Origin of the sequence: Brenneria nigrifluens DSM 30175 = ATCC 13028 (assembly GCF_005484965.1) — a bacterium.
GTDB lineage: Bacteria > Pseudomonadota > Gammaproteobacteria > Enterobacterales > Enterobacteriaceae > Brenneria > Brenneria nigrifluens.
On record NZ_CP034036.1, the window covers coordinates 4,241,341 to 4,266,911 of the forward strand.

The following is a 25,571-nucleotide window of genomic DNA, read 5'->3' on the forward strand; positions in this document are numbered from 1 at the left end:
GGAGAGGAGCGACGTTTATCGCCCGGCCTTAAGGGACCGGGTGATAACGTCCGCAGGGCACAATCAACGGCGTATGGGATACCGGATCGTCAATAATTACGCATGACATGCCGAATACCTGCTTCACCAGTCCGCTGCTGATGATATCGGCAGGTTTTCCCTGGGTCACCACCTGTCCCGCACTCAGCACAATCAGGTGATCCGCATAGCGGCACGCCTGATTGAGATCGTGCAGCACGGCGATCAGCGTTCGCCCATGCTGCTGATTAAGCGTACGAAAAAGATCGAGCAGTTCAATCTGATGAGCGATATCCAGCCAGGTTGTCGGTTCATCCAGCAGCAGCAACGGAGTCTGCTGGGCCAGCACCATGGCGATCCATACGCGCTGGCGCTGACCGCCGGATAACTCATCCACGCTGCGCTCGGCGAGATCGCTGACGTTGGTGGCGACCATCGCCTGCTCCACCGCATCCTTGTCCGCCTGGCTCCATTGGCGCAACAGCGTCTGATGGGGATAACGGCCGCGCGCCACCAGGTCGGCCACCGTAATATTATCCGGAACAATCGCCTGCTGCGGCAGCAGGCCGATCTGCCTAGCCAGCGCTTTGGTCGGTATACGCTGGATGTTTTTACCATCCAGCAATACTTCGCCCGCCAGCGGTTTCAGCAGCCGGCATAGCGCCCTTAACAACGTGGATTTGCCGCAGGCATTGGGACCGATAATCACGCTGAATTGGTTGTCGGGAATCGTGACGCTCAGATCCTCGGCAATGATTTTTTTGTCATACCCCAGAGTCAGATTCGATGCGTGAAGAAAATGCGTCATGACTATTTCACTCTTTTAACGGTTAACGACGTGATTCACGAACCAGCAGCCAGATCAGGTAAATGCCCCCGATGCTGACGGTGACCGCCCCCACCGGGAGCTGTACTCCGGCAAAGGCGTGCTGGGCGACAATATCAGCCGACAACAGCAAAATGGCCCCGATCATGGCTGATGAAAATAACGGTACTGAACTGGCCCGCATTAAACGACGGGCGATTTGCGGCGCCGCCAGCGCAATAAAGGAGATGGGACCGGCCGTCGCCGTCACCACGGCGGTCAGGATAACGCCGAACAGCATGAGCCACAGCCTGCTGGCTTCCGCATTAACCCCCAGCGATCGCGCGCTGTCATCCCCCATTTCCAGCAGTTGCAAACGCTTTCCCATCAGCAGCGCCGCCGCGATGGCGATGGGAATAATCGCCACGGCGGGCTGCCCTTTGGCCCAGGTCACGCCGTTTAATGACCCCGTTCCCCACAGCGCGGCGGTCATGGCGCTCTCCAGCGATCCGGTAATGATCAGCCAGGTATTAAAGGCCGCCAGTATCGCGCTAATCGCAATACCGACGATAATCAGGCGAAATCCCACTATGCCCTCTCGCCATGCCAGCAGATAGACCGCCGCCGCGGTAATGACGCCGCCGGTCACCGCCCCGCTGGCGATCTCGTAGTAGCCGCCATTTAGTAAAATAATGGTGACTAAGGCGCCGGTATAAGCCCCGCTGCTGAAGCCGATAATATCCGGGCTGCCCAGCGGGTTGCGTATAATGGACTGAAAAATCGCTCCGCTGACCCCGAGGGCCGCGCCCAGAAGCAAAGCCATAACCGCCCGCGGAGTGCGCCACTGGGTGACGACGGTGACGGTGCCCGGTTCTCCCTTGCCGGTCAACGCCTGCCAGATATCGAACGGCGATAATTGCAGGGTGCCGAGACTGACGGCCAGAATAACCAGCAACGTACTGGCGATGAGCAATATGCCGTTAATCCATATTACGCGGCGGGAGAACCGACCGCTTATCAGCCCGAAAGGCGCACTAAGGCTGAGCGTTCTGGTGATCATATTTTCCTCAGGCTTTACGTTGGCGCACCAGCCAAATCAGTACTGGCGCGCCAATAAAGGCGGTAACAATGGAAACCCGCAGTTCGCCCGGAACCAACAGGCGTCCGGCAATATCCGCACAGAGCAGCAGAATGGGCGCGAACAGCAGGGAGTAAATCAGGATCCAGCGCTGATCCGATCCCGCCCACCAGCGCGCGATATGCGGGATCATCAGACCGACAAAACCGATGGGGCCGACCAGCGCGGTGGCGGAGCCGCACAGCAGCATAATCGCCAGCATCGCCAGACAGCGAACCAGAATGACGTTGGTTCCCAGCGCGGCGGCGATATCTTCCCCCATGCTGAGGGTATTCAGCGAGCGGGCGGCCATCAGGGCCAGTATGCAGCCAAGGATAATGGTCGGGGTGGCCAGCGCGATATTGTGCATGGAACGAACGTCCAGCGTACCGGCTTCCCAGATACGCAGTTGATCAAACGCCTGTGGATTAAGCAATGAAATGGAAGAGGTGATGCCGGTTAATACCGCGCTTAACGCAACGCCGGCGAGCGTCAGCCGGACAGGATTAATACGCCCGCCGCTCAACGTACCGATAATCCACACCACAATACTGGTCACCAGCACGCCGCCCCAGGCAAAGCCGAGCCAGGACGCCATGCCGGTAATGCCGAACAGGGTAATGCCCAGCACAATGGCGAAACTGGCGCCGGCGTTGACGCCCAGAATACCGGGATCCGCCAGCGGATTACGGGTCAGCGCCTGTATTACCGCGCCGGCGCCCCCCAGCGCCATGCCGACAATAATCCCCGCCAGCGTGCGCGGCAGACGGGCATTCAGAATGATGGTGCTGTCGGCGTTGGCAAGCTGCCCCGTCAGGCTTAACCAAACGGTTTGCGGAGGAATAGACTTGGCGCCCAGCATCAGGCTGGCGACAGCGGCCAGCGCAATAACGCCCAGCGCGATCGCCACCCCGGACAGACGCCGCAAACGGCCGCGCTGGAGAAAAAAGGGGGCCGGGCGTACGGCATCATGGTGTGTCGGATGATGTGACATCTCCGATTATAGCCCTCTTAACCAATTTAAATGTATATGATTATTATTATCATTAACGTTGAAGCCAAGCTATGGTAGCATGACTTTTTCATCAAATACATTGACATATACCTTGTGTTTGCCGGATTGACACCCGGCTGATTCGCCGGACCGCTTACTAATCCTCCTTTGCAGGGAAAACCATGGCTAAATCATCCATCCTGCTTGATTTCAGCTTGCTGAAAAACAATAGGCATTTCCGGGCGATCTTCGTTGCCCGTATGTTATCGGTATTCGCGCTTGGCATGCTGGCCGTCGGGGTGCCCGTACAGATCCAAAACATGACGGGCTCCACGCTTCAGGTGGGGATTGCCGTCGCCCTGGACGGCGTCGGCATGTTCGCGGGGTTGATACTGGGGGGCGTACTGGCGGATCGTTTCGATCGCCGCAAGCTGATCCTGTTCGCCCGGGGAACCTGCGGGCTGGGTTTTGTCGCGCTGAGTATCAATGCCTTTGCCGACGCGCCGTCGCTGATCGCGCTGTATGTGCTGGCCGCCTGGGATGGTTTTTTCGGCGCGTTGGGCATGACGGCGCTGATGGCGGTAATCCCGCTGTTGGTGGGACGAAAGAACCTTCCCGCCGCCGGCGCGCTGAGCATGCTGACCGTCAGACTCGGCGCCATTCTGTCGCCGGCGCTGGGCGGGGTCATTATTGTGGCTGGCGGCGTGGGCTGGAATTTTGCCGTGGCCGCAGTAGGGACATTGGCCACACTGCTCCCGCTGGTGCGTCTGCCGACCATGAAGCCGGAACAGCAGCAGCCGGAACATCCGCTGCGCGCGCTGGCAAGCGGGATAAAATTTGTCTGTGCGCATAAAATCGTCGGCAGCGTGGTGCTGATTGGTATGCTGGTGAGCATCGTGGGCGCCATGCGCGTACTCTTCCCCGCGCTGGCCGGCGACGTATATCATGCCGGGCCATCCGCCATCGGACTAATGTATTCCGCGGTCCCTCTGGGCGCCATGATGGGAGCTTTCACCAGCGGCTGGGTTTCGCGGGTGCAGCGGCCGGGCCGCATCCTGCTGGGGTGCGCCGTGGGCGCGTTTCTGTCCGTGGCTTCGCTCGGGCTGGCGGGCAATATCATACCTGCCCTGTTCGCGCTGGTATGCTATGGCTACCTGAACGCGATTACCTCGTTGCTGCAGTTTACCCTGATCCAAAGCCATACCCCGGATCACCTGCTGGGACGGGTAAACAGTCTGGGAACCGCGCAGGATGTGACGGGAGATTCAATCGGCGCTTTAGGGCTGGGAATGATGGGAAAAGTATTAACGCCGGCGATGAGCATTCTGTCATTCGGCGCCGCAGCCGCGCTATTGTGCATGCTGCTGGCCGCCTGCATACGCCCGTTGCGTCATTGTACCCTGGGCGATCCGGCCTTATTGCACGAAACGGACAGGCCATCTTCCGACGCGGACACAGAACCAGCCGGCCAGCCCTGATCTCCCGTTCACTGCACCGCGAATCGCCGTTATTGCCCCCACGGATAACCGTGGAGGCAATCTAGGACTTGGCAAAATATCGCTCAATATTGCCGAGCATATTGCTGGCGCTGTAATAGTCCAGCCGGAAGGTATCTGTTCCCATCGCCCAGATATGATGGTTTATCACAGGTTCCAGGTGACTGAGGAACGGATTCGCCATCACTTCGCGGATAAGGCTGTCATCGGCGGAAAACAGCAGCAGGCTTTTACCGTTCAGGCTATCCGCCATATTTTCACCGGAAATCTGCACAATATCCTGGCGCTTACCCTGCTTGGTCTCGGTTTTTACCCCCTCCGGCAGGGTGGCGAGCTGAAAACCGAGTTCGCTCAGCAACTGCCCCTGAGCCGATGCCTTGGTCCAGATATTCGCCCCGCGCCCGTCCTCGTAGTAGACCAGAGCAGAGACCGGCTGCGGCGGCAAGGTAATTGCCTGTTTTACCGCCTGCACCCGTTGTTCAAACTGCGCGATCGCCCTCTCGGCATCCGCTTTATGCCCGGTGATATCACCCAATTGCCGGGACAACTGCTGCCAGCTTTTATCGCCGTAGTCGATCACCAGCGTCGGAGCAATGGCCGCCAGTTGATCGTACAACTTCAACGCTGAATCTCCGCCGGTAGCCGCGATAACAATCAGATCGGGCGCGACCGCGGCAACCGCCTCCGCATTGGGTTCAGTAATATAAAGCGGCTTCACGCCGCGCTCCGCGGCCACTTTACTCCACTGGGAGAAAAAACCCCGGCCATCGGCGACGGATACATTGGGACTGGTGGCGCCTGAGCCGATAACCGGCGCGTTTATCGCCAACAGAGAACCGGTAATCGTCACGCTGGTTGAGACAATGCGCTGCGGCGGACGGGGTAACGTCAGCGGCCCCTTGAGCGTCTGGAAGGTGCGCGGCCAACCGTCAGGTTGCGGCTGAACGGATGAAGGAGAGGAAACCTCGTTGTTATCGCAACCTATGGCGATAACGGCCAGCAATACACCGCATATGATGACAACTATTCTACGAACAATAACGCTTAACATACCGTGCATGACCGTGTTATTCCTCTGATATCTGACTGAAAATACCGGCATTGAGCCACTAACCTTCCTTCTTTCCCCGCCCGTCGCCATCCGCGCCGGCTTCATCCTCCGCGCCGTCATCCTCCTTTACCGGCGTGCCGGCGGTGAGCAGATAGGGCGACTGCTGCCAGCGGGTGCGGCGGTTCTGCAGCAGGGTGCGGGTCAGAATGATGCCGATGGCCAGCGACAGCAGGATCATTAAACGCAGAATATTGGTGGTGTTATCCACCTGCTTCGCTTCCGTCGCCAGCACATGCGTATCGAGGGTAACGCGCAGAAACCCTATCGGGCCGTCTTTCCCCTCGATCGGCTGCACCAGTTGATGATTAAAGTAGCTGCCGACCCGGTTACCATCCAGCGCCAGCCGGTCCCGGAGTGGAACCTGCTCGCCGGCGCGGGCCAGCAGCGAACCGTCCTGCTGATAAATGCCGGCATCCAGAATGCGGCTATGATCGGTGAGTTGCCTGAGGATGTCATGAATTTTCTGGCTGTCGTCGGCGGCGCTTTCCATCAGCGGCGACAGGGAGTAGGCGACCTGTCTGGTCAAGGTGCGCGCCAGCTCTTCAACCTGCTCGGAGCGCGCCATCTGGTGGCTCAGGCTGAAATAGGACGCCCCCTGCATCAATATCACCAGCAGAGTTAAGCAAATCAGCACAATGGCTGTACGATGAAGGCGGAATTTTATCCGGGCCCGAACCATGATAATCCTTACGCGTTTTGGATACTTTATGTTGCCAGAAGCGTTGACGATAGGATAGCTTGTTGCCCTGTTTTGCGACCGATATCTTTGTGGCTGCCGGATACGTACACGCGCCGAACATATTGTACCCAGTCATATCATTACCGCCAGTAGAGGATCTGCCCCATGACGAATAGTCTGACCTATCGTGATCTCCCGGACGAGATTAACCATTGGCCCGGACTGCCGCTGTCGCTGAGCGGCGATGAAGTGATGCCGCTCGATTACCGCGCCGGGGATAGCGGCTGGGTGCTGTACAGCGACGTGCTGGACAAGAATTTGCTGGCCCGCTATCAGCGTCGACTGGGCGCGGCGATGGTGATTGTCAGCGCGTGGAGCGTGGGGGATTATCAGGTGGTGCGGCTGGCGGGCACGCTGACGCCGCGGGCGAGCAAGCTGGCGCATGAACTGAATATGGACGTTGCCCCCATGCGCAACGCCCCCACCCTGCGGTCGCCGGGTTTGCTGGTGATGGATATGGACTCCACCGCGATTCAGATTGAATGCATCGACGAAATCGCCAAACTGGCGGGCACCGGCGATTTGGTGGCCGAAGTGACCGAACGGGCGATGCGCGGCGAGCTGGACTTTGCCGCCAGCCTGCGCCAGCGGGTGGGCACCTTGAAAGGCGCCGATGCGCATATTCTGCATCAAGTTCGCCAAACCCTGCCGCTAATGCCGGGGCTGACCGATATGGTCGCGCAGCTTCAGGCGGCCGGCTGGCACATCGCCATCGCCTCCGGCGGATTTACCTATTTCGCCGATTATCTGCGCGACGAACTGGGCCTGGTCGCCGCCGTCGCCAACGAGATGGGCGTGCGGGACGGTAAACTGACCGGCGAAGTCGTCGGGCCGATTATCGACGCCAAATACAAAGCCGCCACGCTGCGCCAACTGGCGGAGAAACTGGAGATTCCCCCGCAGCAGACGGTGGCCATCGGCGACGGCGCCAACGATCTGCTGATGATCAAAGCCTCCGGCCTGGGCATCGCCTATCATGCCAAACCGAAAGTCAACGAACAGTCGGCCGTCACCATTCGTCATGCCGACCTGACCGGCGTGCTGTGCATCCTCAGCGGCAGCATGAGACACGAAAAACGCTAATTCAAGCGAGGTGATCCGTGGCAAAAGCAGTCAAACGCGCTTTCGTATGTAATGAATGCAGAGCAGATTACCCACGCTGGCAGGGACAGTGCAGCGCCTGTCACGCCTGGAACACCATTACCGAAGTTCGTCTGGCGGCGGCCTCCTCCTCTTCGCGATCCGATCGCCTGACGGGCTACGCCGGCGAGAGCGCGGGCGTCAGCCGGGTGCAAAAGCTGTCGGAAATCAGCCTGGAGGCGTTGCCGCGCTTTTCCACCGGTTTTCAGGAGTTCGACCGGGTGCTGGGCGGCGGCGTGGTGCCGGGCAGCGCCATTCTGATCGGCGGCAGCCCCGGCGCGGGTAAAAGCACCCTGCTGCTGCAAACGCTGTGCAAACTGTCCGAACAGATGAAAACCCTGTACGTGACGGGGGAGGAGTCGTTGCAGCAGGTGGCGATGCGCGCGCACCGCCTCGGTTTGCCCGCCCACAACCTGAATATGCTTTCCGAAACCAGCATCGAACAGATTTGCCTGATCGCCGAACAGGAACAGCCGAAGCTGATGGTGATCGACTCCATTCAGGTGATGCACCTGGCCGATATCCAGTCGTCTCCCGGCAGCGTGGCGCAGGTGCGGGAAACCGCCGCCTATCTGACCCGCTTCGCCAAGACGCGCGGCGTGGCCATCATTATGGTCGGCCACGTCACCAAAGACGGTTCGCTGGCCGGCCCGAAAGTGCTGGAGCACTGCATCGACTGTTCCGTGCTGCTGGACGGCGACGCCGACTCCCGTTTTCGCACCCTGCGCAGCCATAAAAACCGTTTCGGCGCGGTCAACGAGCTGGGCGTGTTCGCCATGACCGAACAGGGGCTGCGTGAAATCAGCAATCCGTCCGCCATTTTCCTCAGCCGCGGCGACGAAATCACCTCCGGCAGTTCGGTGATGGTGGTGTGGGAAGGCACGCGCCCGCTGCTGGTGGAGATTCAGGCGCTGGTGGACCAGTCGATGATGGCCAACCCGCGGCGGGTGGCGGTGGGGCTGGAGCAAAACCGGCTGGCCATTTTGCTGGCGGTACTGCACCGCCACGGCGGCCTGCAGATGTCCGATCAGGACGTGTTCGTCAACGTGGTCGGCGGCGTCAAGGTGACGGAAACCAGCGCCGATCTGGCGCTGCTGCTGTCGCTGGTCTCCAGCCTGCGCGATCGCCCGCTGCCGCAGGATCTGGTGGTGTTCGGCGAGGTGGGGCTGGCGGGGGAGATCCGCCCGGTGCCCAGCGGCCAGGAGCGTATCGCGGAAGCGGCCAAGCACGGCTTTAAACGCGCCATCGTGCCGCACGCCAACATGCCGAAAAAACCGCCGGCCAATATGCAGGTTTTCGGCGTCAAAAAACTGGCCGACGCGCTGGATATCCTTGATGAGCTGTAAATTCCGCCACGCATCCGGCGCGCTGTGGTATCTTGTTTAGTACACTAAACAGGAGCGTCGGACTATGTCGCCATTCGATTATCTGAAATCCGCCATCCGGCAAAAGGGATGTACCTTGCAGCAGGTCGCCGATGCGACGGAGATGACCAAGGGCTATCTCAGCCAGTTGCTTAACGCCAAGATCAAAAGCCCCAGCGCGCAGAAGCTTGAAGCGCTGCACCGTTTTCTCGGACTGGAATTCCCGCGCCACGAAAAAAAGATTGGCGTGGTATTCGGCAAGTTCTACCCCCTGCACACCGGGCACATCTATCTTATCCAGCGCGCCTGCAGCCAGGTGGACGAACTGCACGTTATTCTGGGCTATGACGAACCGCGCGACCGGCTGCTGTTTGACAATAGTTCCATGTCGCAGCAGCCGACGGTCAGCGATCGCCTGCGCTGGCTGTTGCAAACCTTTAAATATCAGAAAAATATCCGCATCCATGCCTTTAACGAACAGGGCATGGAGCCGTATCCGCACGGCTGGGACGTATGGAGCAAAGGCATTCACGCCTTTATGCGGCAAAAAGGCATCGAACCGAATTTCGTCTATACCAGTGAAGAACAGGATGCGCCGCAATACCGTGAACAACTGGGCATCGAGACGGTATTGGTGGATCCGCAGCGTTCATTTATGAGCATCAGCGGTTCGCAGATCCGCCACGACCCCTTCCGCTACTGGGAGTATATCCCCACCGAAGTTAAACCTTTCTTTGTGCGCACCGTGGCCGTTCTCGGCGGCGAATCCAGCGGCAAATCCACGCTGGTCAACAAGCTGGCGAATATCTTCAACACCACCAGCGCCTGGGAATACGGCCGTGATTACGTGTTTTCCCATCTGGGCGGCGATGAAATGGCCCTGCAATATTCCGATTACGACAAAATCGCCCTCGGGCAGGCGCAGTACATCGATTTCGCGGTTAAATACGCCAATAAAGTGGCCTTTATCGATACCGACTTCGTTACCACCCAGGCGTTTTGCAAAAAATACGAAGGGCGCGAACATCCGTTCGTTCAGGCGCTTATTGATGAATATCGTTTTGATCTGGTGATTCTGTTGGAAAACAACACGCCGTGGGTGGCGGACGGCTTACGCAGTCTGGGCAGCGCAACCGCGCGCGCGGAGTTTCAGAATCTGCTGAAAAAAATGCTGGTAGAGAACGGCATCCGTTATGTCCACGTGGAAGAATCAGACTACGACTCGCGTTTTCTGCGCTGCGTTGAGCTGGTGCAGCAAATGCTGCGGCACGAGCTCACCAGCGCCAACAGCGCGAAGGGGTGATGATTTCCGGCAGCGGGATGTCCCAGCTTTCCACCGGCAGCCGGTCGACCTGCTGGCAATCATGCGCCAGACCGATGGGATAGGGCCCGCCCCGCGGCCAGTGGCGCAAGGTGCGGTCATAGAAACCGCCGCCCATCCCCAGCCGCTGCCCCTGCCGGTCAAACGCCACCAGCGGGGTCAGCAGCACGTCCAGCCGTTGCAGGGGCAATACCCGCCGCACATCCAGGCGGGGCTCGAGAATTTTCAGCCGGTTCAGCACGAGTTCGCTATCGGGTTCGTAGCGCAGAAACAGCAAATTCCCGGCGCTGAACGGATGCAACGCCGGCAGATAAACCCGTTTGCCCCGTTGCCAGAACTGCTGAATCAGCGGCTGCGTATCCAGTTCGCCGTCAAATGATAAAAACACCGCGATACTGTCAGCCTGCTCTATTTTCCGATGCGTCAACGCCCGCGCCAACGCCTGCTGAGCGAACAATGCCTGCTGCTCCGCGCTGAGCTGACGACGGCGTTGCCGCACATCGCGACGAATTTGCCGGCGAAGCTGGGCTGAAGAGAGCGGCGCTGTGGATGATGGAATCGGCTGCATAAAAATGGGGGCGATAACCGCGAACAATCGCAGGTGAAAGAAAGGGAATCTCCGAGATGCCGCCGCAGGCTGTAACCCTTGAACCCTTGGTTCAAGGTGAACATAACGTCGCAGTCTTAAGGCTTCTCGGACGAACCGAGCATGCTCACCAACCACGGAGCGTTACATTCTATTGGTTTGAAATATCGGCTCAGGGGACTGGCCCGCTGACAAACATCTCAGAGAAATTTTATTCGTTACTCGCTATAAACCTTAGCACGTCTTATCGCGTAAAAACACCCGACTTTTGTCAAAACCCGAGGTTACTCAAACTGCGCGCCCGGACGATCGGTGATGCGGCCCTGCTCCAGCAACGCCTGTTCGATAGTCTGTTGCAGCATACGGATACGCTGCTCCATGTTGGCGGCATAGTCGCGGGTTTTTCCCCGCTCCTGCGCCAGTTCATGGCACACGTTCAGCGCGGCGATAAACACCAACTGCTCGGTGTTGGTGACTCTGGTACGAACTTTAAGATCTTGCAACCGTTGGTTAAGATCTTCCGCAGCCTGATTCAACGCTTCCTGTTGCTCTGGCGGACAATTGACTCTTAACGATCGGCCAAAAATCTGAATATCTACCGGTTGTGCAGACATACCCTTCCTGCCTTATTTCGTTTTCGCGCCCGCTTGGGATAAAACCTGCGCCGTCTGGCCGCGGCCAGTCAAAGCGGGCGTCACTATATATATCCAAAATATAAGATACAAGCCCTTTCTGGTATACCCCCCGAGCTTGGTGGTAGCATAACACGAACTAATCCTGCCAACGATGACGAATGCGCATGTCCATAGAGAATACGTTTCCAGGCTATGAAGCCCTGGACCAGCTGCTACACCAGCAGCAGATCGCCCTGACCGCCGCTGAAATGCACGGTTTGATCAGCGGCATGCTGTGCGGCGGCAACCATGACGACAGTTGGAGAACGCTGGTTTTTGAGCTGACCAACGAAGGGATGGCCTTTCCGCAGACGCTGTCCCAGCCCCTTCAGCACCTGTATCAGACCACGCGGGAAACGTTGGAAGACGAGGGTTTTATGTTTCAGCTTTTTCTGCCGGACGATAACGACGAGTCGGTGACGGTGTTTGACCGGGCCGACGCGCTGTCAGGCTGGGTCAACCACTTTCTGCTGGGGTTGGGCGTGGTTCAGCCGCGGCTGAACAAAACGCGGGGCGAACTGAAAGAAGCCATTGATGATTTACGCAACATCGCCCAGCTCGGCTATGACGAGGATGAAGATCAGGAAGAGCTGGAGCAATCCCTTGAGGAAGTGATCGAATATGTCCGCGTCTCCGCCATCCTGTGCCATAACGAATTTATGAGCCCGCCGGTTATCGCGCCGCAACGGCAAAAACCGACGCTGCATTGATTTCATCGCTACTCGCATACCCACGCGCGGGATGGTGAACAGAGCGGAATATTTTCAGGAGCAGGAGATGAATCAACAAGAGTTCCTTCGCCGTCGCCAGACGCTGCTGGAGAAAATGGCGCCCGCCAGCGCGGCGATTATTTTTTCCGCCCCCGAAGCGACGCGCAATGCCGACAGCGATTATCCCTACCGCCAAAACAGCGACTTCTGGTATTTCACCGGTTTTAACGAACCGGAGGCCGTGCTGCTGTTGGTTAAAAGCGATGAGAAACATCATCACAGCGTGATTTTCAACCGGGTTCGCGACCTGACGGCCGAAATCTGGTTTGGCCGTCGTCTCGGGCAGGAAGCCGCGCCGGCGGCGCTTGGCATCGATCGGGCGCTGCCCTTCGATGAAATCAATACCCAGTTGCCCGTTCTGCTGAACGGACTGGACGTGATCTATCACGCCCAGGGACAGTACGCCCACGCCGATAATCTGGTGTTCGCGGCGTTGGACAGGCTGCGCCAGGGCTCGCGCCTGGGGTACATCGCCCCGCCGACGCTGACGGACTGGCGGCCGTGGGTCCATGAGATGCGGCTGTTTAAATCGCCGGCGGAAATCAACCTGCTGCGCCGCGCCGGCGAAATCAGCGCGCTGGCGCATACGCGGGCGATGCAGGCCTGCCGCCCCGGCATGTTCGAGTATCAGCTTGAGGGAGAAATTCACCACGAATTTACCCGCCACGGCGCGCGCTATCCTTCTTACAACACTATCGTCGGCAGCGGCGATAACGCCTGTATCCTGCACTACACCGAGAATGAAACCCGGATGCGCGACGGCGATCTGGTGCTGATTGACGCCGGGTGCGAATATCAGGGCTATGCCGGCGACATTACCCGCACCTTCCCGGTCAACGGCACGTTCAGCGCGGCGCAGCGCGCCATCTATGACATTGTGCTGCGTTCTCAGCTTAAGGCGCTGGAACTGTTCGTGCCGGGCCGCAGCATCCGCGAAGTCAATGAGCAAGTGGTGCGGGTTATGGTGAGCGGGCTGATCGAACTGGGTATCATGAAAGGCGAAGTCGAACCGCTGATAGCGGAACAGGCGCACCGCCAGTTCTTTATGCACGGGCTGGGCCACTGGCTTGGGCTGGACGTGCACGACGTAGGCGATTACGGTTCAAGCGATCGCGGCCGTCCGCTTGAGCCCGGCATGGTGCTGACAGTGGAACCGGGCCTGTATATCGCCCCCGACGCCAACGTCCCCCAGCAGTACCGGGGCATCGGCATCCGTATTGAAGATGACATCGCGATCACCGCGGACGGCAACGAAAATCTCACCGCCGGCGTGGTCAAAGACGCCGATGCCATTGAAGCCCTGATGGCGCAAGCCGGCGCATAATGGCTTCCCAAGGCGCGGGGCGGCGATAATCTGCAATCACAATCAGGATAACAACGCATGACGGTAATGATTGTCGGCGGCGGCATGGCCGGCGCGACGCTGGCGCTGGCGATATCCACCCTTTCGCAAGGAAAGGTGCCGGTTGAACTGGTCGAAGCGAAGTCGCCCCTCGATCGCCGGCATCCGGGATTTGATGCACGAGCGATAGCCCTGGCGGAAGGCACCTGTCGGCAGTTGGAAAATATCGGCATCTGGCAGGCGCTGGCGGACTGCGCCTCGGCGATATCCCACATCCACGTCAGCGACCGCGGCCACGCCTGCTTTGTCAACCTGAACGCCTCCGACTACCGCGTTCCGGCGCTGGGCCAGGTGATGGAGCTGCACGCGGCGGGACGGCGCCTGTTCTCGCTGTTGCAACAGGCTCCCGGCGTGCGTCTGCACTGCCCGGCGCAGGTGGTGGCGGTCACCCGCACTCAGACCGACGCCACCTTAACGCTGGATAACGCTACGCAGCTGACCGGACGGTTGCTGGTGGCCGCCGACGGTTCGCACTCCAGGCTGGCGCAATCCTGCGGCGTTCAGTGGCAGCAGCAGGAGTACGGTCAGATCGCCGTTATCGCCAACGTCACCACCTCGCAGCCGCACCAGGGCCGCGCCTTTGAACGTTTTACGCCGCACGGACCGCTGGCGCTGCTGCCGATGAGCCAGGGGCGCAGCGCGCTGGTGTGGTGTCATGAGCAAAACCGGCAGGCCGAGGTCGACGGCTGGAGCGAGGCCGAATTCCGTCGGCGGCTACAGTTGGCCTTTGGCTGGCGTCTGGGCGCCTTTACCCATATTGGTGAACGCCACAGCTATCCGCTACGCTTACTGACCGCCAACCGGCATATTCACCACCGGCTGGCGCTGGTGGGCAATGCGGCGCAGACGCTGCACCCGATCGCCGGGCAAGGCTTCAATCTGGGCCTGCGGGACGTGATGTCCCTGGCGGAAACCATCGTCGAGGCCGTCGACAACCGGCAGGATCCGGGCGGCTATGCCGTCCTCAGCCGTTATCAGCAGCGTCGCCAGCCAGACCAGCAGACCACGGTGGCGATCACCGACGGTCTGGTCAGGCTTTTCGCCAACCGCTACACCGCGTTGGAAATCGGCCGCAATCTGGGGCTGGCGGCCATGAATAATCTGCCGATGATGCGCGATGCCCTGGCCCGGCGTACGCTGGGCTGGGTGGAACGTTAACCGGACACAACAGGGAAAAGCTATATGCAATCATTCGATGTGGTTATCGCCGGCGGCGGCATGGTCGGTCTGGCGCTGGCCTGCGGTTTGCAGGGCAGCGGCCTGCGCATCGCGGTGCTGGAACAGCACCCGGCCGAGATCCGCCCGCTGGAGCAAGCGTATGCGCTGCGGGTGTCCGCCATCAACGCCGCCAGCGAATGTCTGCTGCGCCATCTGGGCGTGTGGGAAAATCTGCTGGCGCTGCGCGTCAGCCCCTACAACGCCATGCAGGTGTGGGATAAAGACAGCTTTGGCAAGATCGGCTTCAGCGGCGAAGAGTTCGGTTTTTCCCATCTGGGGCATATTATTGAAAACCCGGTCATCCGCCAGGCGCTGTGGCAGCGCGCCGCTCAGCTGAGCGACGTTACGCTGCTGGCGCCCGCGACGCTGAAACAGGTGGCCTGGGGGGAAAACGAAGCCTTTATCACCCTGCAGGATGACAGCATGCTTACCGCCCGGTTGATGGTCGGCGCGGACGGCGCGCACTCCTGGCTGCGCCGCCACGCTGATATTCCGCTGACCTTCTGGGACTACGGGCATCATGCGCTGGTCGCCAGCATCCGCACCGCAGCGCCGCATGAATCGGTGGCGCGTCAGGTATTTCACGGCGACGGCATTCTGGCGTTTCTGCCGCTCGGCGATCCGCACCTCAGTTCGATCGTCTGGTCGCTGCCGCCGAATCATGCCCAGGCCATGCTGGAGCTACCCGTCAGGGAGTTCAACCAGCAGTTGGCGGTGGCGTTCGATACGCGGCTGGGGCGGTGCGAGCTGGAAAGCGAGCGGCAGACCTTTCCGCTGACGGGGCGCTATGCGCGCAGTTTCGCCGCCCATCGGCTGGTGCTGATCGGCGATGCCGCGCACACCATTCATCCTCTGGCGGGTCAGGGCGTCAACCTGGGTTTTATGGACGTGGCGGAATTGATTTCCGAGCTGAAACGCCTGCAAGCGCAGGGCAAAGATATCGGCCGACATCTCTATCTGCGGCGCTATGAACGCAGGCGTAAACACAGCGCGGCGCTTATGCTCGCCGGCATGCAGGGCTTTCGCGAGCTGTTTGACGGCGACAATCCGGCTAAAAAACTGCTGCGCGACGTCGGCCTGATATTGGCGGATAATCTGCCTGGCGTTAAGCCGACGCTGGTGCGCCAGGCGATGGGGTTGAACGATTTACCCGACTGGCTGGATGTAAGCAAGTAGCCGCACCGGGCAGTTGGATAAGGCTGGTCCCTGCCTACTGCCGCAGGGACCATGGAAAATAAGCGAAGCGGCGGGGTGAAGAACATGCCCGCGCAGCCATACCCGCACCACCTCGATAACGAGTAATGCCCTACGTGTCGGCCCCCGCCCGCACCACCAGTTTGCCGAAATTGCGCCCCTGCAACAGCCCGGAAAACGCCTCCACGGCATTTTCCAGCCCGTCCACCACGTCTTCCCGGTATTTGATTTTGCCTTGCGCCACCCACGGAGAAACGGCTTGCCAGAATTCATCGAACCGAGGGCCATAGTCATCAAAAATAATGAATCCCTGCATGCGTATACGCTTTTTCAGCAAGCTCCCCATCAGCAGCGGCAGGCGATCCGGCCCGTCGGGCAGGCCGGTGGCATTGTAGCTGGCGACCAGTCCGCATAGCGGTACGCGGGCAGAGGTATTGAGCAGCGGCAGCACCGCATCGAACACCTTGCCGCCCACGTTTTCGTAATAGATATCGATGCCGTCAGGACAGGCGGCCTTGAGCTGGTCGGCAAAATCCGTCGCGCGGTGATCGATACAGTCATCAAATCCCAGCACCTCAACCGCATAGCGGCACTTCTCCGCCCCGCCGGCAACACCCACCACACGGCACCCTTGCAGTTTTCCGAGCTGTCCGACCGTCGCCCCCACCGGGCCGGTTGCCGCCGCCACCACTAGCGTTTCCCCCGCTTTGGGCTGCCCGATATCCATCAGCCCCATATAAGCGGTAAACCCCGGCATACCCAGCACGCCCAGCGCACAAGAGGGATGTTCAGGGGACTGACCCAGATTGGTTAACGCCCGGCCGTCGGAAACGGCATAGTCCTGCCAGCCGCTGTAGGCCTGCACCCAGTCGCCCGGGCGATAATCCGGGTGTTTCGAGGCCGCGACCCGGCTGACCGTCGCCCCTACCATGACTTCTCCCAGTTCGACCGGTTTGGCGTAAGAAGGCGCGTCGCTCATGCGCCCGCGCATATAGGGGTCGAGCGACAGAAAAACCGTGCGCAGCAGGACCTCCCCCTCTTTTATCTCCGGGATCGGCTGCTGCTCCAGACGAAAATTATCCTGCGTGGGCGCACCGTGCGGACGTGAGGCCAGCACAATGCGGCGATTGATTCGATCTGTTTGCGACATGACCATTCTCCTTTTGAATAAAGCGGATAAACCGGACGCCGCTCCGGCATCGCCGTCGTCTCCACCGTCCGATAAAAGGCGGGAGACGTTCGGCGTCGGCCACCGGTAGCAAAATTAAGCATAGCCTACGCCGCATACGCAGCAGGATATCCACAAAGTTTATGGTAGCCAAGGAGAGAGTGAGTTGGTTATTTATCATGATATAACCAGCCATAAAAATAATATATTTACAGGATAATTTTTCTCAATATATTATCTTCAGGGTCGGCGGATTTATTATCTTGCCGCGCAATTCGCAAGTAAATTTAATTTCATTTTTCGCATAAGTAATACCAGCATGTTGATGCGGTACCAACAGTGGTTGATTAAAGGAAAGTACATTTATGCTAAAGCCCAAAGATTGCCGTAACTTACAAGACGTAAGAGAAGGCATTGACACAATAGATAAGCAGATATTTACTCTTTTCCTGCAGCGCCTGGATTATGTCTATTCGGCCAGCCGCTTTAAGCCCGACGAAGCCAGCATTTCAGCGCCGGAGCGCGTGGAGTCCATGCTGGATGAGCGCCGGCGCTGGGCAAAAGAACATCATGTCGATGAAAATTTCATTGCGTCATTATACGAAAACATTATTCATAAATTCATTAGCGCGCAAATTAAATTTTGGCGAGCGAGTAAATCGTCATAGAATAATTTAATATAAACATTACTCAAAATATCATACCTATATACACAAAAAACTGCCTGGGAATGAATGTATACGCCGAAATAATAGTCGCGTTTATTTCAGTGCTTCACGACAAAAGGAAGAGAGAGTATGGGAACGCCATTTCATCACCACAGTTTCTTGTTTTCGTCCGCATTTCGCAGCCTTTATACCGAAGGCGTATTTAAAACCTTAACCTGGCCCGCGTCCGATCCGTCCGCGTTGTGCCAAAAAGTGGCGCATGGGTTCGAACAGGCGCGTCTTGCCGGCATAACACGTCCGATCGTGGTGGGCGCCATCCCCTTTGATGTGCGTCAACCGTCATCACTGTATATTCCTCACGCCTGTCATTTTTTGTCGCGTGAAGCATTCAAACAGAAACTGAGCGCGACGCCGCAAACGCCGCTGCGCATCGTCGACCAGCAACCACACCCGCAGCGGGAATATTTTCTCGCCATGGTGGAAAGCGCCGTAAACGCCATACGCCAAGGGGAATTACAAAAAATCGTCTTATCGCGCCTGCAGTCAGTACAGGTCGAGCATCCGCTGAATACCATCGCCCTGCTGGCAACGCTGGCCGAGCAGAACCCAAACGGCTACTACTTTCATTTACCCCTGGCAGAAAAGCGCTATTTGTTTGGCGCCAGCCCTGAACTGCTGCTGCGGCAACAGGGGCGTTCAATCTGGAGCACGCCGCTGGCAGGCACCGCCAAACGCGCCGCCGATGAACGGCAGGATCGGGATAGCCGCGATCGGCTGCTGACATCGCGCAAGGATCGTCACGAACACCAGTTGGTGATAGAAGAAATTCGCCAAACGCTGGCGGGCTACTGCTCTTCCCTCAGCATCCCGCCACAGCCTGAACTATTGCCGACGCCCAACCTCTGGCATTTGGCCAGCCCGATAGCGGGAGAGCTGAAAGCCGACAATAGCCAGTCGCTGTCGCTGGCCGGCCTGTTACACCCGACCCCCGCCCTGTGCGGCGTGCCAAAGGAAAAAGCCCGCCGGTTGATTAGCGAGCTGGAACCTTTTGAACGCGGCGTTTTTGGCGGAATCGTGGGGTGGAGCGATGACGAAGGAAATGGCGAATGGGCGGTAACCATTCGCTGCGGCATCAGCCAGCAGCAACATATTCAGTTGTATGCCGGCGCCGGTATCGTCGCCGATTCCGACCCCGCCGCCGAATGGCTGGAAATAGAAGCCAAGATGCGCACCATGCTGCGCGCCCTCGGTCAATAGACGCGTATGGGAGCGCCGGAACCTTCACGGCCTCCCAGCTAAGGCTGGCTGAGGACAGATACGCGGCAATTCGAGATATGCGAATCAGCGCTCGGTTATTTTATCGCCCGATAAATAATATATACGCTGAAACACGCAGCCGATGCAGGGTTATTATTTATTCAGAGCGCAAAGATTAACCACGCTCGTCGCATATGCTTATTTAATTTAGTTAGCAAAACTATTATTTTAAATCGGTATAATGCTAAATAATTAGCCTTGCTAGTTTCATTTTTAAAATAAATATTTACATAAGTATACATTTTGAAACAACAAATAACTCTCATCTCGATATCCGGCATCATTATTTTCACATTATCTTCCGTTATATCAGCAATATAAAATCGATCATGTTTGTCGATAGGTGTATTATCATCGTCGCATAAGAGCCGATCCCGCTAGATAACAGCGTTGTTGACGGTAAACGTGGATTGGTTCTTGCTCCATTTCCATCGGTCACTCTATTAATTAAACAACGTGATGCTTGACTGGATTTAATTCCGTACAGAATTCGTACGAAATTAAACCTGTTACCAGGTTATTAAGGGAGAATAGTATGCAGTTACGAACCACAAAGGAAAAAATCCTGTTAGCAATACTCGTCGGGATAATTGCCGGCCTCGTTTGCGCCCTGGCCAAGTTTGGCTGGGAAATTCCTTTTCCGCCAAGAACGCCGCTGCGGGATGTGACCAACCCTCCGCAGGAGTTACTGCAACAGCTCGGCATGTCCTATGAACTGTCGCACATTACCTATCTGTATAATGGCAACGCCAGACCAATCATGAGCTTTATCATGCACTTTGGTTTTTCTATTACCTTTGCCGTGCTCTATTGCGTCATCGCCGAGTTTAATCCCAAAATCAAACTCTGGCAGGGCGCCTTTTACGGTCTGGTGCTCCACATTGTATTCCACGTTTTCCTGCTGCCGCTGTTCGGCACCGTTCCGGCACCCTGGGATCAGCCGTTCGCCGAGCATTTCTCTGAGCTTTTCGGCCATATGTTCTGCTTCTGGCTGGTGGAAATCGTCCGTCGCGATATACGCAACCGTATTACTCATGCGCCGGATCCTGAAGTCGCCGCGGCTGAAGCCACGCGCTGATTTCTCCTGCTCCGCCATACCGGCCGCCTTATCCACAGGCGGCCGTTTTTATCCTCCCGCCGAACCTAGCCGTTTCAACTCGCTTCCCGCCGGTACTACCGTTGTTGCTATATGCTTTTTTTGCATTAAAAAGTATTTTTTGTGCTTTTACTCCTTGACGCGACCTCCCTACATTTACAACACATAAAATGGGTTAACGTAAATTTCAAGGACTCAGGGAATGGAAAAAAAATCATCAGCAGCGCGGTTTCCATCGGCTAAACTTCTCACCGCAGGCGCTTTATCCCTGCTTTTTGCCTTCAGCCCCAGCGCATGGAGCGCCGACAATAGCGAAAAACCGGTTCAGGGCGGCATACTCAACGTCGGGCTGGGCAGCGATACCCCAACCATCGATCCCCACACCACCGCCTATTCCGTCGCCGCGGTGGTCACGCGCAACGTTCTCGACTCGCTGGTCGGCCAGGCGGAAGACAACAGCTTTACCCCCTGGTTGGCGGAGCGCTGGGAAATCAGCGACGATCGCAAGGTCTACACTTTCCATTTGCGCAAGGATGTAACCTTCAGCGACGGCACCAAGCTGGACGCGGCGGCGGTGAAATACAACTTCGACCGCATTCTGGATCCGAAGACCATCTCCCCGTACTCCAAATCGTTGCTGGGACCGGTCGAGGCCGTCGAAACCCCGGACGACTACACGGTGGTTTTGCGCTACAAGGAAGCGTTCGCGCCGCTGTTGCAGGGGCTGAGCCTGCCCTACCTGGGCATTCAGTCGCCGACCTACCTGAAGAACACCCCCAACACCAGCAATACGGTGGTGGGATCCGGGCCGTTTATTCTCGACTCCTTTGTCAAAGGCAGCGGCAGCAAGCTGAGCAAACGCGCCGATTATAATTGGGGGCCGGGCTACGCCACCCATCAGGGTCCGGCTTATCTGGACGGCATCGAATTCAAGTTCCTGCCGGAAGCCGCGGTGCGGCTGGGCGCGCTCAACAGCGGACAGGTGCATGCCATCGACGCTATTCCGCCGGTCAACCACGCGCAGGTGCTGAAAAACGGCAAATTGCAGGTAGTCTCCTACGAAAACCCCGGCGTCAACCGCGTGCTCTACCTCAACATTGCGCAGGGACCCTTCCAGGACGTCAAGGTGCGCCAGGCGTTCCAAAGCTCGGTGGACGGCCCGGCGGCGGTCAAGGCTACCTTCTTCGGCACGCTGAAAGCGGCGGACAACGTTCTCGGCCCCTCCACGCTGTACTATGATCCAGCCATCGCCTCCACCTGGGGATTCGATACGAACAAGGCCAATCGCCTGCTGGATGAGGCCGGCTGGTCGACGAAGGACGCCCAGGGTTACCGTACCAAAGACGGCAAACGCCTGACCGCGCGCTTTATTTACGTCGCCAACAATGTGGAATCGGCCGATGTAGCCCTGTTTCAGGCGGTGCAATTCCAGGTCAAACAGACCGGGTTCGATCTCAAGCTCGATCCGGTAGATTCGGGCATCTTCTCCAGCCGCACCGCCTCCGGCGATTACGACATCGCCTCCAACTTCTTCGTGCGTCCCGAGCCGGACATTCTGCGCACCGTGTTCCACTCCGCCTATATCCCGCCGCAGGGCAACAACCACGCCCGCGTAAACACGCTGGACGACAAACTGATCCGCGCAGTGGGCGCCGGTGACGAGGAACGCAAGCGCCTGTACCATGAAGTGCAGCGTGAAGTGATCGAACAGGCCTACGTGGTGCCGCTGTACGTCCCGGCATACCAGTTGGGGCTGTCGAAGAAAGTGCACGGCGTCAACTGGGCCACCAACGCCAAACCGAACTTCTACGATGCCTGGATTAGCCGCTAACCTGCGCGCCGCCGGCCAACGCCTGTTCACCATCGTCGCCGTGCTGTGGGGCGCGGCGACGCTGTCGTTCATCGCCGTCAAGCTGATTCCGGGCGATCCGGTGTCGATTATTATCGGCGGCGGCGACGCCGTGGTGGACGAGACGTTCCGCGCCGAGCTGGTGCAGCAGTTCGGCCTCGACCAGCCGCTGTGGATGCAATACCTGCGCTACTGCGGGCAGGCGCTGAGCGGCGATCTGGGCGACAGCTACCAGTTTCGTCAGCCGGTGGCGACGGTGATCGCCGGCGCACTGAAGGAAACCGTGCCGCTGGCGCTCAGCGCGCTGCTGCTGGCCCTGACTCTGGCGATCGTCAACGCGCTGGCCACCGCCGGGCGGCGGCACCGCCTGCGCCGCCTGCTCTCCGGACTGGAACTGATCCTGCTCAGCACCCCGGTGTACTGGATCGGCATCCTGCTGCTCACCCTGTTCAGCTTCAAGCTCCAGTGGTTCCCGATTACCGGCAACGACGGCATCGCCGCGCTGGTGCTGCCGGTGATCACCCTGAGCCTGCCGCTAATGGCGGTGTTCAGCCAGGTGCTGCGGGACGGCCTGGAAGAGGCGCTGTCGCAGCCCTTCGCCCTGACGGTGCGCACGCGCGGCGTCGGCGAGACCGCGCTGCGGCTGCGTCACGCCCTGCGCCACGGCGCGCTGGCGATCTCCACGCTGACCGGTACGCTGATGGCCGGCGTGCTGGGCGGTTCGATCCTGACGGAGACGGTATTCGGGCGCGCCGGCATCGGCCAGATTACCCTGCTGGCCATCGAAAACCGCGACATGCCGCTGGTGCTGGGGCTGGTGATGTTCTCCGCCTTTCTGTTCGTGGCGATCAATCTGCTGATCGACGCGCTGTACCTGCTGATCGATCCGCGCCTGAGGAAAAAGGAGTTGCCCCATGAGCAGTGATCCCGTGCTGCTGCCGCGCAGGCCGGCGGCGGTTTACCGCAATCCCTGGCTGGCGGCGGGTACGCTGCTGCCGGCGCTGATCGTCGTGCTGCTGCTGCTGGCGGTGTTCTTTCCGACGCTGTTTACCCGTTACACCCCGAACGACATGGATTTCGCGGCGGTGTTGCAGCCCCCGGGCCCGCGCCACTGGTTCGGCACCGATCAGCTTGGCCGTGACGTGTTCGCCCGCGTGGTCCACGGCACCTCGCTGTCGCTGACCATCGGCGTCGGCGCCACCCTGCTCGCCTGTACGGGCGGCATCCTGCTGGGGACGGCGGCGGCGCTGGCGCCGCGGGCGCTGCGTCAGTTGCTGGTACGCCTGCTGGACATCCTGCTCGCCTTTCCCGACCTGCTGCTGGCGCTGCTGGCCATCGCCGTGCTGGGACGCGGTCCGGAGAATACGCTGCTGGCCGTCGGGCTGGCCGGCATCGCGGGCTACGCCCGGCTGGTGCGCTCGCAGGTATTGCAGGTCAAGCTCTCCGGCTACGTCGAGCACGCCGTTGCGCTGGGAGAATCGCCGCTGTACATCATTCTGCGCCACATCGTTCCCAACACCGTGCGTCCGCTGCTGATCCTGGCGACCATCGGCATCGGTCAGGCGGTGCTGGCGGCCTCCGCGCTGAGCTTCCTGGGGCTGGGCGTGACGCCGCCCACCGCGGAGTGGGGAGCGCTGCTGTCCGACGGCCGCAACTTCCTGGACAGCGCGCCCTGGGTCAGCCTGCTGCCGGCCAGCATGATCGCCCTTTCCGTCATCGCCATCACCCTGCTGGGGCGCCGGTTGCAATCCATCGTGGCAAAAGGCGGCGCATAATGACATCCCAAACAAAACAACACCCCGCGCAACCGCTGCTGCGGGTGGAGAGTCTGCACGTTAGCTTTCCCTCTCCGCACGGCCCGGTGGAGTCGGTGAAAAACCTCGGTTTTCAGGTTAATCCCGGTGAAATTCTGGCGCTGGTCGGCGAATCGGGTTCCGGGAAATCGGTTACCGCGCGCGCGCTGGTCGGGCTGGCGGGCGAACATGCCGACGTGCGCGCCACTGCACTCGATCTGCTGCGCCATGACGGCAGCCGCTGCGATCTGCGCTACCTGACCGATCGCGACTGGCGTAGCATCCGCGGCCGCGAGATCGGCTTTATCCTGCAGGATGCGCTGGTCTCGCTCGATCCGCTGCGCAGGATCGGCCAGGAAGTGGCGGAACCGATCCTCACCCATCGGCTGGCGCCGCGCTCGGAGGTCGCCGGGCGGGTGGCGGCGCTGCTGGAACAGGCGGGCATTCCCGACCCGGCCAACCGCGCCGCCCAGTATCCGCATGAACTCTCCGGCGGCTTGCGCCAGCGGGCGCTTATCGCTTCCGCGCTGGCGGGCGGTCCGCAGCTGTTGATTGCCGACGAACCCACCACCGCGCTGGACGCCACGGTGCAAAAGCAGGTGCTGACGGTGTTTACCGCCCTGGCGCAGGCCGGTCACGGCGTGCTGCTGATCACCCACGATCTGGCGGTGGTCTCGCAGGTGGCGGACCGGGTTATCGTCATGCAGAAAGGCGAACTGGTGGAGTCCGGCTCCGCCCGCCAGGTGCTTGCCGCGCCGCAGCACCCTTATACCCGCCGCCTGCTGGCGGCGATCCCCACCGCGGCCACGCGCGGCAACTGGCTGGCGGGCGAGAATCCGCTGCGCGATCTGCCCTCCGGGATCTTGTCGTCACTACGCGCCCAAGGCGAAACGGCTTCGGAGGTGGCGCTGAAAGCGGATCGGGTATCGGTCTCTTTTACCCGCCCTGACGGCAGCCGTATGCATGCCGTCAATCAGGTATCGCTGGAAGTAAAACGCGGTGAAACGCTGGGCATCGTCGGCGAGTCCGGTTCGGGCAAAACCACCCTGGGGAAAGTCATTCTGGCCTTGCAGAAACCGGATAGCGGCGAGGTATGGCTGGCGGACGGCCCCTGGAGCGCGCTGCCGGAGCGTGAACGCCGCCCGCTGCGCGCCCGCATTCAGACCATCACCCAGGATCCGCTCGGTTCGTTCGATCCGCAATTCACCGTGGCGCAGATCCTCCGGCAGCCGCTGCGGTTACGCCGCGATCTCAGCCAGGCGGATCGGCAACGGCGCATCCTGACCCTGCTGACGCTGGTCGGGCTGACGCCGGACCTGCTGACGCGCCGCCCGACCGCGCTCTCCGGCGGTCAGCGGCAGCGGGTGTCCATCGCCCAGGCGCTGGCCTCGGAACCGGATCTGCTGATCTGCGACGAGCCGGTTTCCGCGCTGGACGTCACCACCCAGGCGCAGGTGCTGGATCTGCTGGTGGCGCTACAGCGTCAGCTGCGGCTTACCATGCTGTTTATCTCCCACGATCTCGGCGTGGTGCAGCATATGAGCCATCACATCGCGGTGATGAAAGACGGCGAAATCGTCGAAACCGGCGACGTGGAGCAGATCTTCAACCAGCCGCAGCATCCCTATACGCGGCTGCTGCTGTCGACGGTGAGCTAGCCCGCGGGATAATTATGGCCCTCATCGGGAAATGCCTGCTGGCGCAGCGAATTGGGCGCCAGCGAAGCAAAAA

23 protein-coding genes and 1 other RNA gene are annotated in these 25,571 nt (G+C 59.4%); 15 read left to right on the forward strand and 9 right to left on the reverse strand.

Features of this window, described 5'->3' with window-relative positions; translation table 11 throughout:
- Window positions 1–28 precede the first annotated feature (28 nt).
- Genes EH206_RS19915 through fepD form a run of 3 tightly spaced genes read right to left on the reverse strand, consistent with a single transcriptional unit; the run spans window position 29 to window position 2,934 of the window.
- Window positions 29–826 (reverse strand): ABC transporter ATP-binding protein, encoded by a 798-nt coding sequence (locus EH206_RS19915; protein ID WP_009114584.1) that lies wholly within the window; start codon window positions 824–826, stop codon window positions 29–31.
- A 22-nt stretch (window positions 827–848) separates the two neighbouring features.
- Window positions 849–1,883 carry an iron-enterobactin ABC transporter permease gene (gene fepG, locus EH206_RS19920; protein WP_009114585.1) on the reverse strand — a complete coding sequence of 345 codons (1,035 nt, stop codon included), beginning with the start codon at window positions 1,881–1,883 and terminating at the stop codon, window positions 849–851.
- Between the two features lie 7 nt (window positions 1,884–1,890).
- A complete protein-coding gene (gene fepD, locus EH206_RS19925; RefSeq protein ID WP_009114586.1) occupies window positions 1,891–2,934 on the reverse strand; it encodes a Fe(3+)-siderophore ABC transporter permease in 1,044 nt (347 codons plus the stop codon).
- 182 nt (window positions 2,935–3,116) lie between these two features.
- Between fepD and entS the strand changes: the two genes are divergently transcribed.
- A complete protein-coding gene (gene entS, locus EH206_RS19930) occupies window positions 3,117–4,412 on the forward strand; it encodes an enterobactin transporter EntS (protein ID WP_009114587.1) in 1,296 nt (431 codons plus the stop codon).
- Between the two features lie 61 nt (window positions 4,413–4,473).
- Here the strand turns inward: entS and fepB are convergent, their stop codons facing one another.
- Both fepB and EH206_RS19940 read right to left on the reverse strand, forming a co-directional pair.
- Entirely contained in the window at window positions 4,474–5,490 is a 1,017-nt protein-coding gene (fepB, locus tag EH206_RS19935; protein WP_009114588.1) for a Fe2+-enterobactin ABC transporter substrate-binding protein, read from the reverse strand.
- A 49-nt stretch (window positions 5,491–5,539) separates the two neighbouring features.
- Window positions 5,540–6,220, reverse strand: a complete 681-nt coding sequence (locus EH206_RS19940) for a YtjB family periplasmic protein (RefSeq protein WP_009114589.1) — start codon at window positions 6,218–6,220, stop codon at window positions 5,540–5,542.
- Window positions 6,221–6,385: 165 nt separating this feature from the next.
- Here EH206_RS19940 and serB point away from each other — a divergent pair, with 165 nt between their 5' ends.
- The 3 genes from serB to nadR all read left to right on the forward strand — a co-directional run bounded on the left by serB (window position 6,386) and on the right by nadR (window position 10,087).
- Window positions 6,386–7,363, forward strand: coding sequence for a phosphoserine phosphatase (gene serB / locus EH206_RS19945; RefSeq protein ID WP_009114590.1), 978 nt, complete (start codon window positions 6,386–6,388; stop codon window positions 7,361–7,363).
- A 17-nt stretch (window positions 7,364–7,380) separates the two neighbouring features.
- Complete coding sequence (gene radA / locus EH206_RS19950; protein ID WP_009114591.1) at window positions 7,381–8,766, forward strand: DNA repair protein RadA; 1,386 nt, start codon at window positions 7,381–7,383, stop codon at window positions 8,764–8,766.
- Window positions 8,767–8,830: 64 nt separating this feature from the next.
- Window positions 8,831–10,087 carry a multifunctional transcriptional regulator/nicotinamide-nucleotide adenylyltransferase/ribosylnicotinamide kinase NadR gene (nadR, locus tag EH206_RS19955; RefSeq protein ID WP_009114592.1) on the forward strand — a complete coding sequence of 419 codons (1,257 nt, stop codon included), beginning with the start codon at window positions 8,831–8,833 and terminating at the stop codon, window positions 10,085–10,087.
- Here nadR and EH206_RS19960 read toward each other — a convergent pair.
- From EH206_RS19960 to zapA, 3 genes are all read right to left on the reverse strand, one after another.
- Complete coding sequence (locus EH206_RS19960; RefSeq protein ID WP_009114593.1) at window positions 10,059–10,673, reverse strand: 5-formyltetrahydrofolate cyclo-ligase; 615 nt, start codon at window positions 10,671–10,673, stop codon at window positions 10,059–10,061. The genes nadR and EH206_RS19960 overlap by 29 nt on opposite strands.
- A gap of 44 nt (window positions 10,674–10,717) precedes the next feature.
- Window positions 10,718–10,901: non-coding RNA, 6S RNA (gene ssrS, locus EH206_RS19965), on the reverse strand.
- A gap of 74 nt (window positions 10,902–10,975) precedes the next feature.
- Window positions 10,976–11,305 (reverse strand): cell division protein ZapA, encoded by a 330-nt coding sequence (gene zapA / locus EH206_RS19970; protein ID WP_009114594.1) that lies wholly within the window; start codon window positions 11,303–11,305, stop codon window positions 10,976–10,978.
- Window positions 11,306–11,490: 185 nt separating this feature from the next.
- Between zapA and EH206_RS19975 the strand changes: the two genes are divergently transcribed.
- From EH206_RS19975 to ubiI, 4 genes are all read left to right on the forward strand, one after another.
- Entirely contained in the window at window positions 11,491–12,075 is a 585-nt protein-coding gene (locus EH206_RS19975) for a YecA/YgfB family protein (RefSeq protein WP_040344150.1), read from the forward strand.
- Between the two features lie 67 nt (window positions 12,076–12,142).
- Window positions 12,143–13,459 carry a Xaa-Pro aminopeptidase gene (pepP, locus tag EH206_RS19980; RefSeq protein ID WP_009114596.1) on the forward strand — a complete coding sequence of 439 codons (1,317 nt, stop codon included), beginning with the start codon at window positions 12,143–12,145 and terminating at the stop codon, window positions 13,457–13,459.
- Window positions 13,460–13,516: 57 nt separating this feature from the next.
- A complete protein-coding gene (gene ubiH, locus EH206_RS19985) occupies window positions 13,517–14,695 on the forward strand; it encodes a 2-octaprenyl-6-methoxyphenyl hydroxylase (RefSeq protein WP_009114597.1) in 1,179 nt (392 codons plus the stop codon).
- A gap of 24 nt (window positions 14,696–14,719) precedes the next feature.
- Window positions 14,720–15,931 carry an FAD-dependent 2-octaprenylphenol hydroxylase gene (gene ubiI / locus EH206_RS19990; protein ID WP_009114598.1) on the forward strand — a complete coding sequence of 404 codons (1,212 nt, stop codon included), beginning with the start codon at window positions 14,720–14,722 and terminating at the stop codon, window positions 15,929–15,931.
- A gap of 130 nt (window positions 15,932–16,061) precedes the next feature.
- Here ubiI and EH206_RS19995 read toward each other — a convergent pair whose 3' ends face one another.
- Window positions 16,062–17,099: an NADP-dependent oxidoreductase gene (locus tag EH206_RS19995; RefSeq protein WP_009114599.1), complete on the reverse strand. Its 1,038-nt coding sequence runs from the start codon at window positions 17,097–17,099 to the stop codon at window positions 16,062–16,064.
- Window positions 17,100–17,482: 383 nt separating this feature from the next.
- Between EH206_RS19995 and EH206_RS20000 the strand changes: the two genes are divergently transcribed.
- From EH206_RS20000 to EH206_RS20030, 7 genes are all read left to right on the forward strand, one after another.
- A complete protein-coding gene (locus EH206_RS20000; protein ID WP_009114600.1) occupies window positions 17,483–17,785 on the forward strand; it encodes an isochorismate lyase in 303 nt (100 codons plus the stop codon).
- A 129-nt stretch (window positions 17,786–17,914) separates the two neighbouring features.
- Window positions 17,915–19,042 carry an isochorismate synthase gene (locus EH206_RS20005; RefSeq protein ID WP_009114601.1) on the forward strand — a complete coding sequence of 376 codons (1,128 nt, stop codon included), beginning with the start codon at window positions 17,915–17,917 and terminating at the stop codon, window positions 19,040–19,042.
- A 595-nt stretch (window positions 19,043–19,637) separates the two neighbouring features.
- Entirely contained in the window at window positions 19,638–20,180 is a 543-nt protein-coding gene (locus tag EH206_RS20010) for a YagU family protein (protein ID WP_009114602.1), read from the forward strand.
- Between the two features lie 220 nt (window positions 20,181–20,400).
- Entirely contained in the window at window positions 20,401–22,029 is a 1,629-nt protein-coding gene (locus EH206_RS20015) for an ABC transporter substrate-binding protein (protein WP_009114603.1), read from the forward strand.
- Window positions 22,010–22,972, forward strand: coding sequence for an ABC transporter permease (locus EH206_RS20020; RefSeq protein ID WP_009114604.1), 963 nt, complete (start codon window positions 22,010–22,012; stop codon window positions 22,970–22,972). The genes EH206_RS20015 and EH206_RS20020 overlap by 20 nt, the downstream gene beginning before the upstream one ends.
- Window positions 22,962–23,822 (forward strand): ABC transporter permease, encoded by an 861-nt coding sequence (locus EH206_RS20025; RefSeq protein WP_009114605.1) that lies wholly within the window; start codon window positions 22,962–22,964, stop codon window positions 23,820–23,822. Before EH206_RS20020 ends, EH206_RS20025 begins: the two co-directional genes overlap by 11 nt.
- Window positions 23,822–25,498, forward strand: coding sequence for a dipeptide ABC transporter ATP-binding protein (locus EH206_RS20030; protein WP_009114606.1), 1,677 nt, complete (start codon window positions 23,822–23,824; stop codon window positions 25,496–25,498). The genes EH206_RS20025 and EH206_RS20030 overlap by 1 nt, the downstream gene beginning before the upstream one ends.
- The last annotated feature ends 73 nt before the right edge of the window (window positions 25,499–25,571 follow it).

Bases quoted from the DNA above. Each gene is read 5' to 3' on its own strand.
- EH206_RS20030 (WP_009114606.1), top strand. From the start codon at position 23,822: ATGACATCCCAAACAAAACAACACCCCGCGCAACCGCTGCTGCGGGTG.
- fepG (WP_009114585.1), bottom strand. From the start codon at position 1,883: ATGATCACCAGAACGCTCAGCCTTAGTGCGCCTTTCGGGCTGATAAGC.
- fepD (WP_009114586.1), bottom strand. From the start codon at position 2,934: ATGTCACATCATCCGACACACCATGATGCCGTACGCCCGGCCCCCTTT.
- EH206_RS20000 (WP_009114600.1), top strand. From the start codon at position 17,483: ATGCTAAAGCCCAAAGATTGCCGTAACTTACAAGACGTAAGAGAAGGC.
- EH206_RS19940 (WP_009114589.1), bottom strand. From the start codon at position 6,220: ATGGTTCGGGCCCGGATAAAATTCCGCCTTCATCGTACAGCCATTGTG.
- EH206_RS19975 (WP_040344150.1), top strand. From the start codon at position 11,491: ATGTCCATAGAGAATACGTTTCCAGGCTATGAAGCCCTGGACCAGCTG.
- EH206_RS19915 (WP_009114584.1), bottom strand. From the start codon at position 826: ATGACGCATTTTCTTCACGCATCGAATCTGACTCTGGGGTATGACAAA.
- entS (WP_009114587.1), top strand. From the start codon at position 3,117: ATGGCTAAATCATCCATCCTGCTTGATTTCAGCTTGCTGAAAAACAAT.
- pepP (WP_009114596.1), top strand. From the start codon at position 12,143: ATGAATCAACAAGAGTTCCTTCGCCGTCGCCAGACGCTGCTGGAGAAA.
- fepB (WP_009114588.1), bottom strand. From the start codon at position 5,490: ATGCACGGTATGTTAAGCGTTATTGTTCGTAGAATAGTTGTCATCATA.
- EH206_RS19995 (WP_009114599.1), bottom strand. From the start codon at position 17,099: ATGTCGCAAACAGATCGAATCAATCGCCGCATTGTGCTGGCCTCACGT.
- EH206_RS20010 (WP_009114602.1), top strand. From the start codon at position 19,638: ATGCAGTTACGAACCACAAAGGAAAAAATCCTGTTAGCAATACTCGTC.
- ubiH (WP_009114597.1), top strand. From the start codon at position 13,517: ATGACGGTAATGATTGTCGGCGGCGGCATGGCCGGCGCGACGCTGGCG.
- ubiI (WP_009114598.1), top strand. From the start codon at position 14,720: ATGCAATCATTCGATGTGGTTATCGCCGGCGGCGGCATGGTCGGTCTG.
- EH206_RS19960 (WP_009114593.1), bottom strand. From the start codon at position 10,673: ATGCAGCCGATTCCATCATCCACAGCGCCGCTCTCTTCAGCCCAGCTT.
- EH206_RS20020 (WP_009114604.1), top strand. From the start codon at position 22,010: ATGCCTGGATTAGCCGCTAACCTGCGCGCCGCCGGCCAACGCCTGTTC.
- nadR (WP_009114592.1), top strand. From the start codon at position 8,831: ATGTCGCCATTCGATTATCTGAAATCCGCCATCCGGCAAAAGGGATGT.
- EH206_RS20005 (WP_009114601.1), top strand. From the start codon at position 17,915: ATGGGAACGCCATTTCATCACCACAGTTTCTTGTTTTCGTCCGCATTT.
- serB (WP_009114590.1), top strand. From the start codon at position 6,386: ATGACGAATAGTCTGACCTATCGTGATCTCCCGGACGAGATTAACCAT.
- EH206_RS20015 (WP_009114603.1), top strand. From the start codon at position 20,401: ATGGAAAAAAAATCATCAGCAGCGCGGTTTCCATCGGCTAAACTTCTC.
- zapA (WP_009114594.1), bottom strand. From the start codon at position 11,305: ATGTCTGCACAACCGGTAGATATTCAGATTTTTGGCCGATCGTTAAGA.
- EH206_RS20025 (WP_009114605.1), top strand. From the start codon at position 22,962: ATGAGCAGTGATCCCGTGCTGCTGCCGCGCAGGCCGGCGGCGGTTTAC.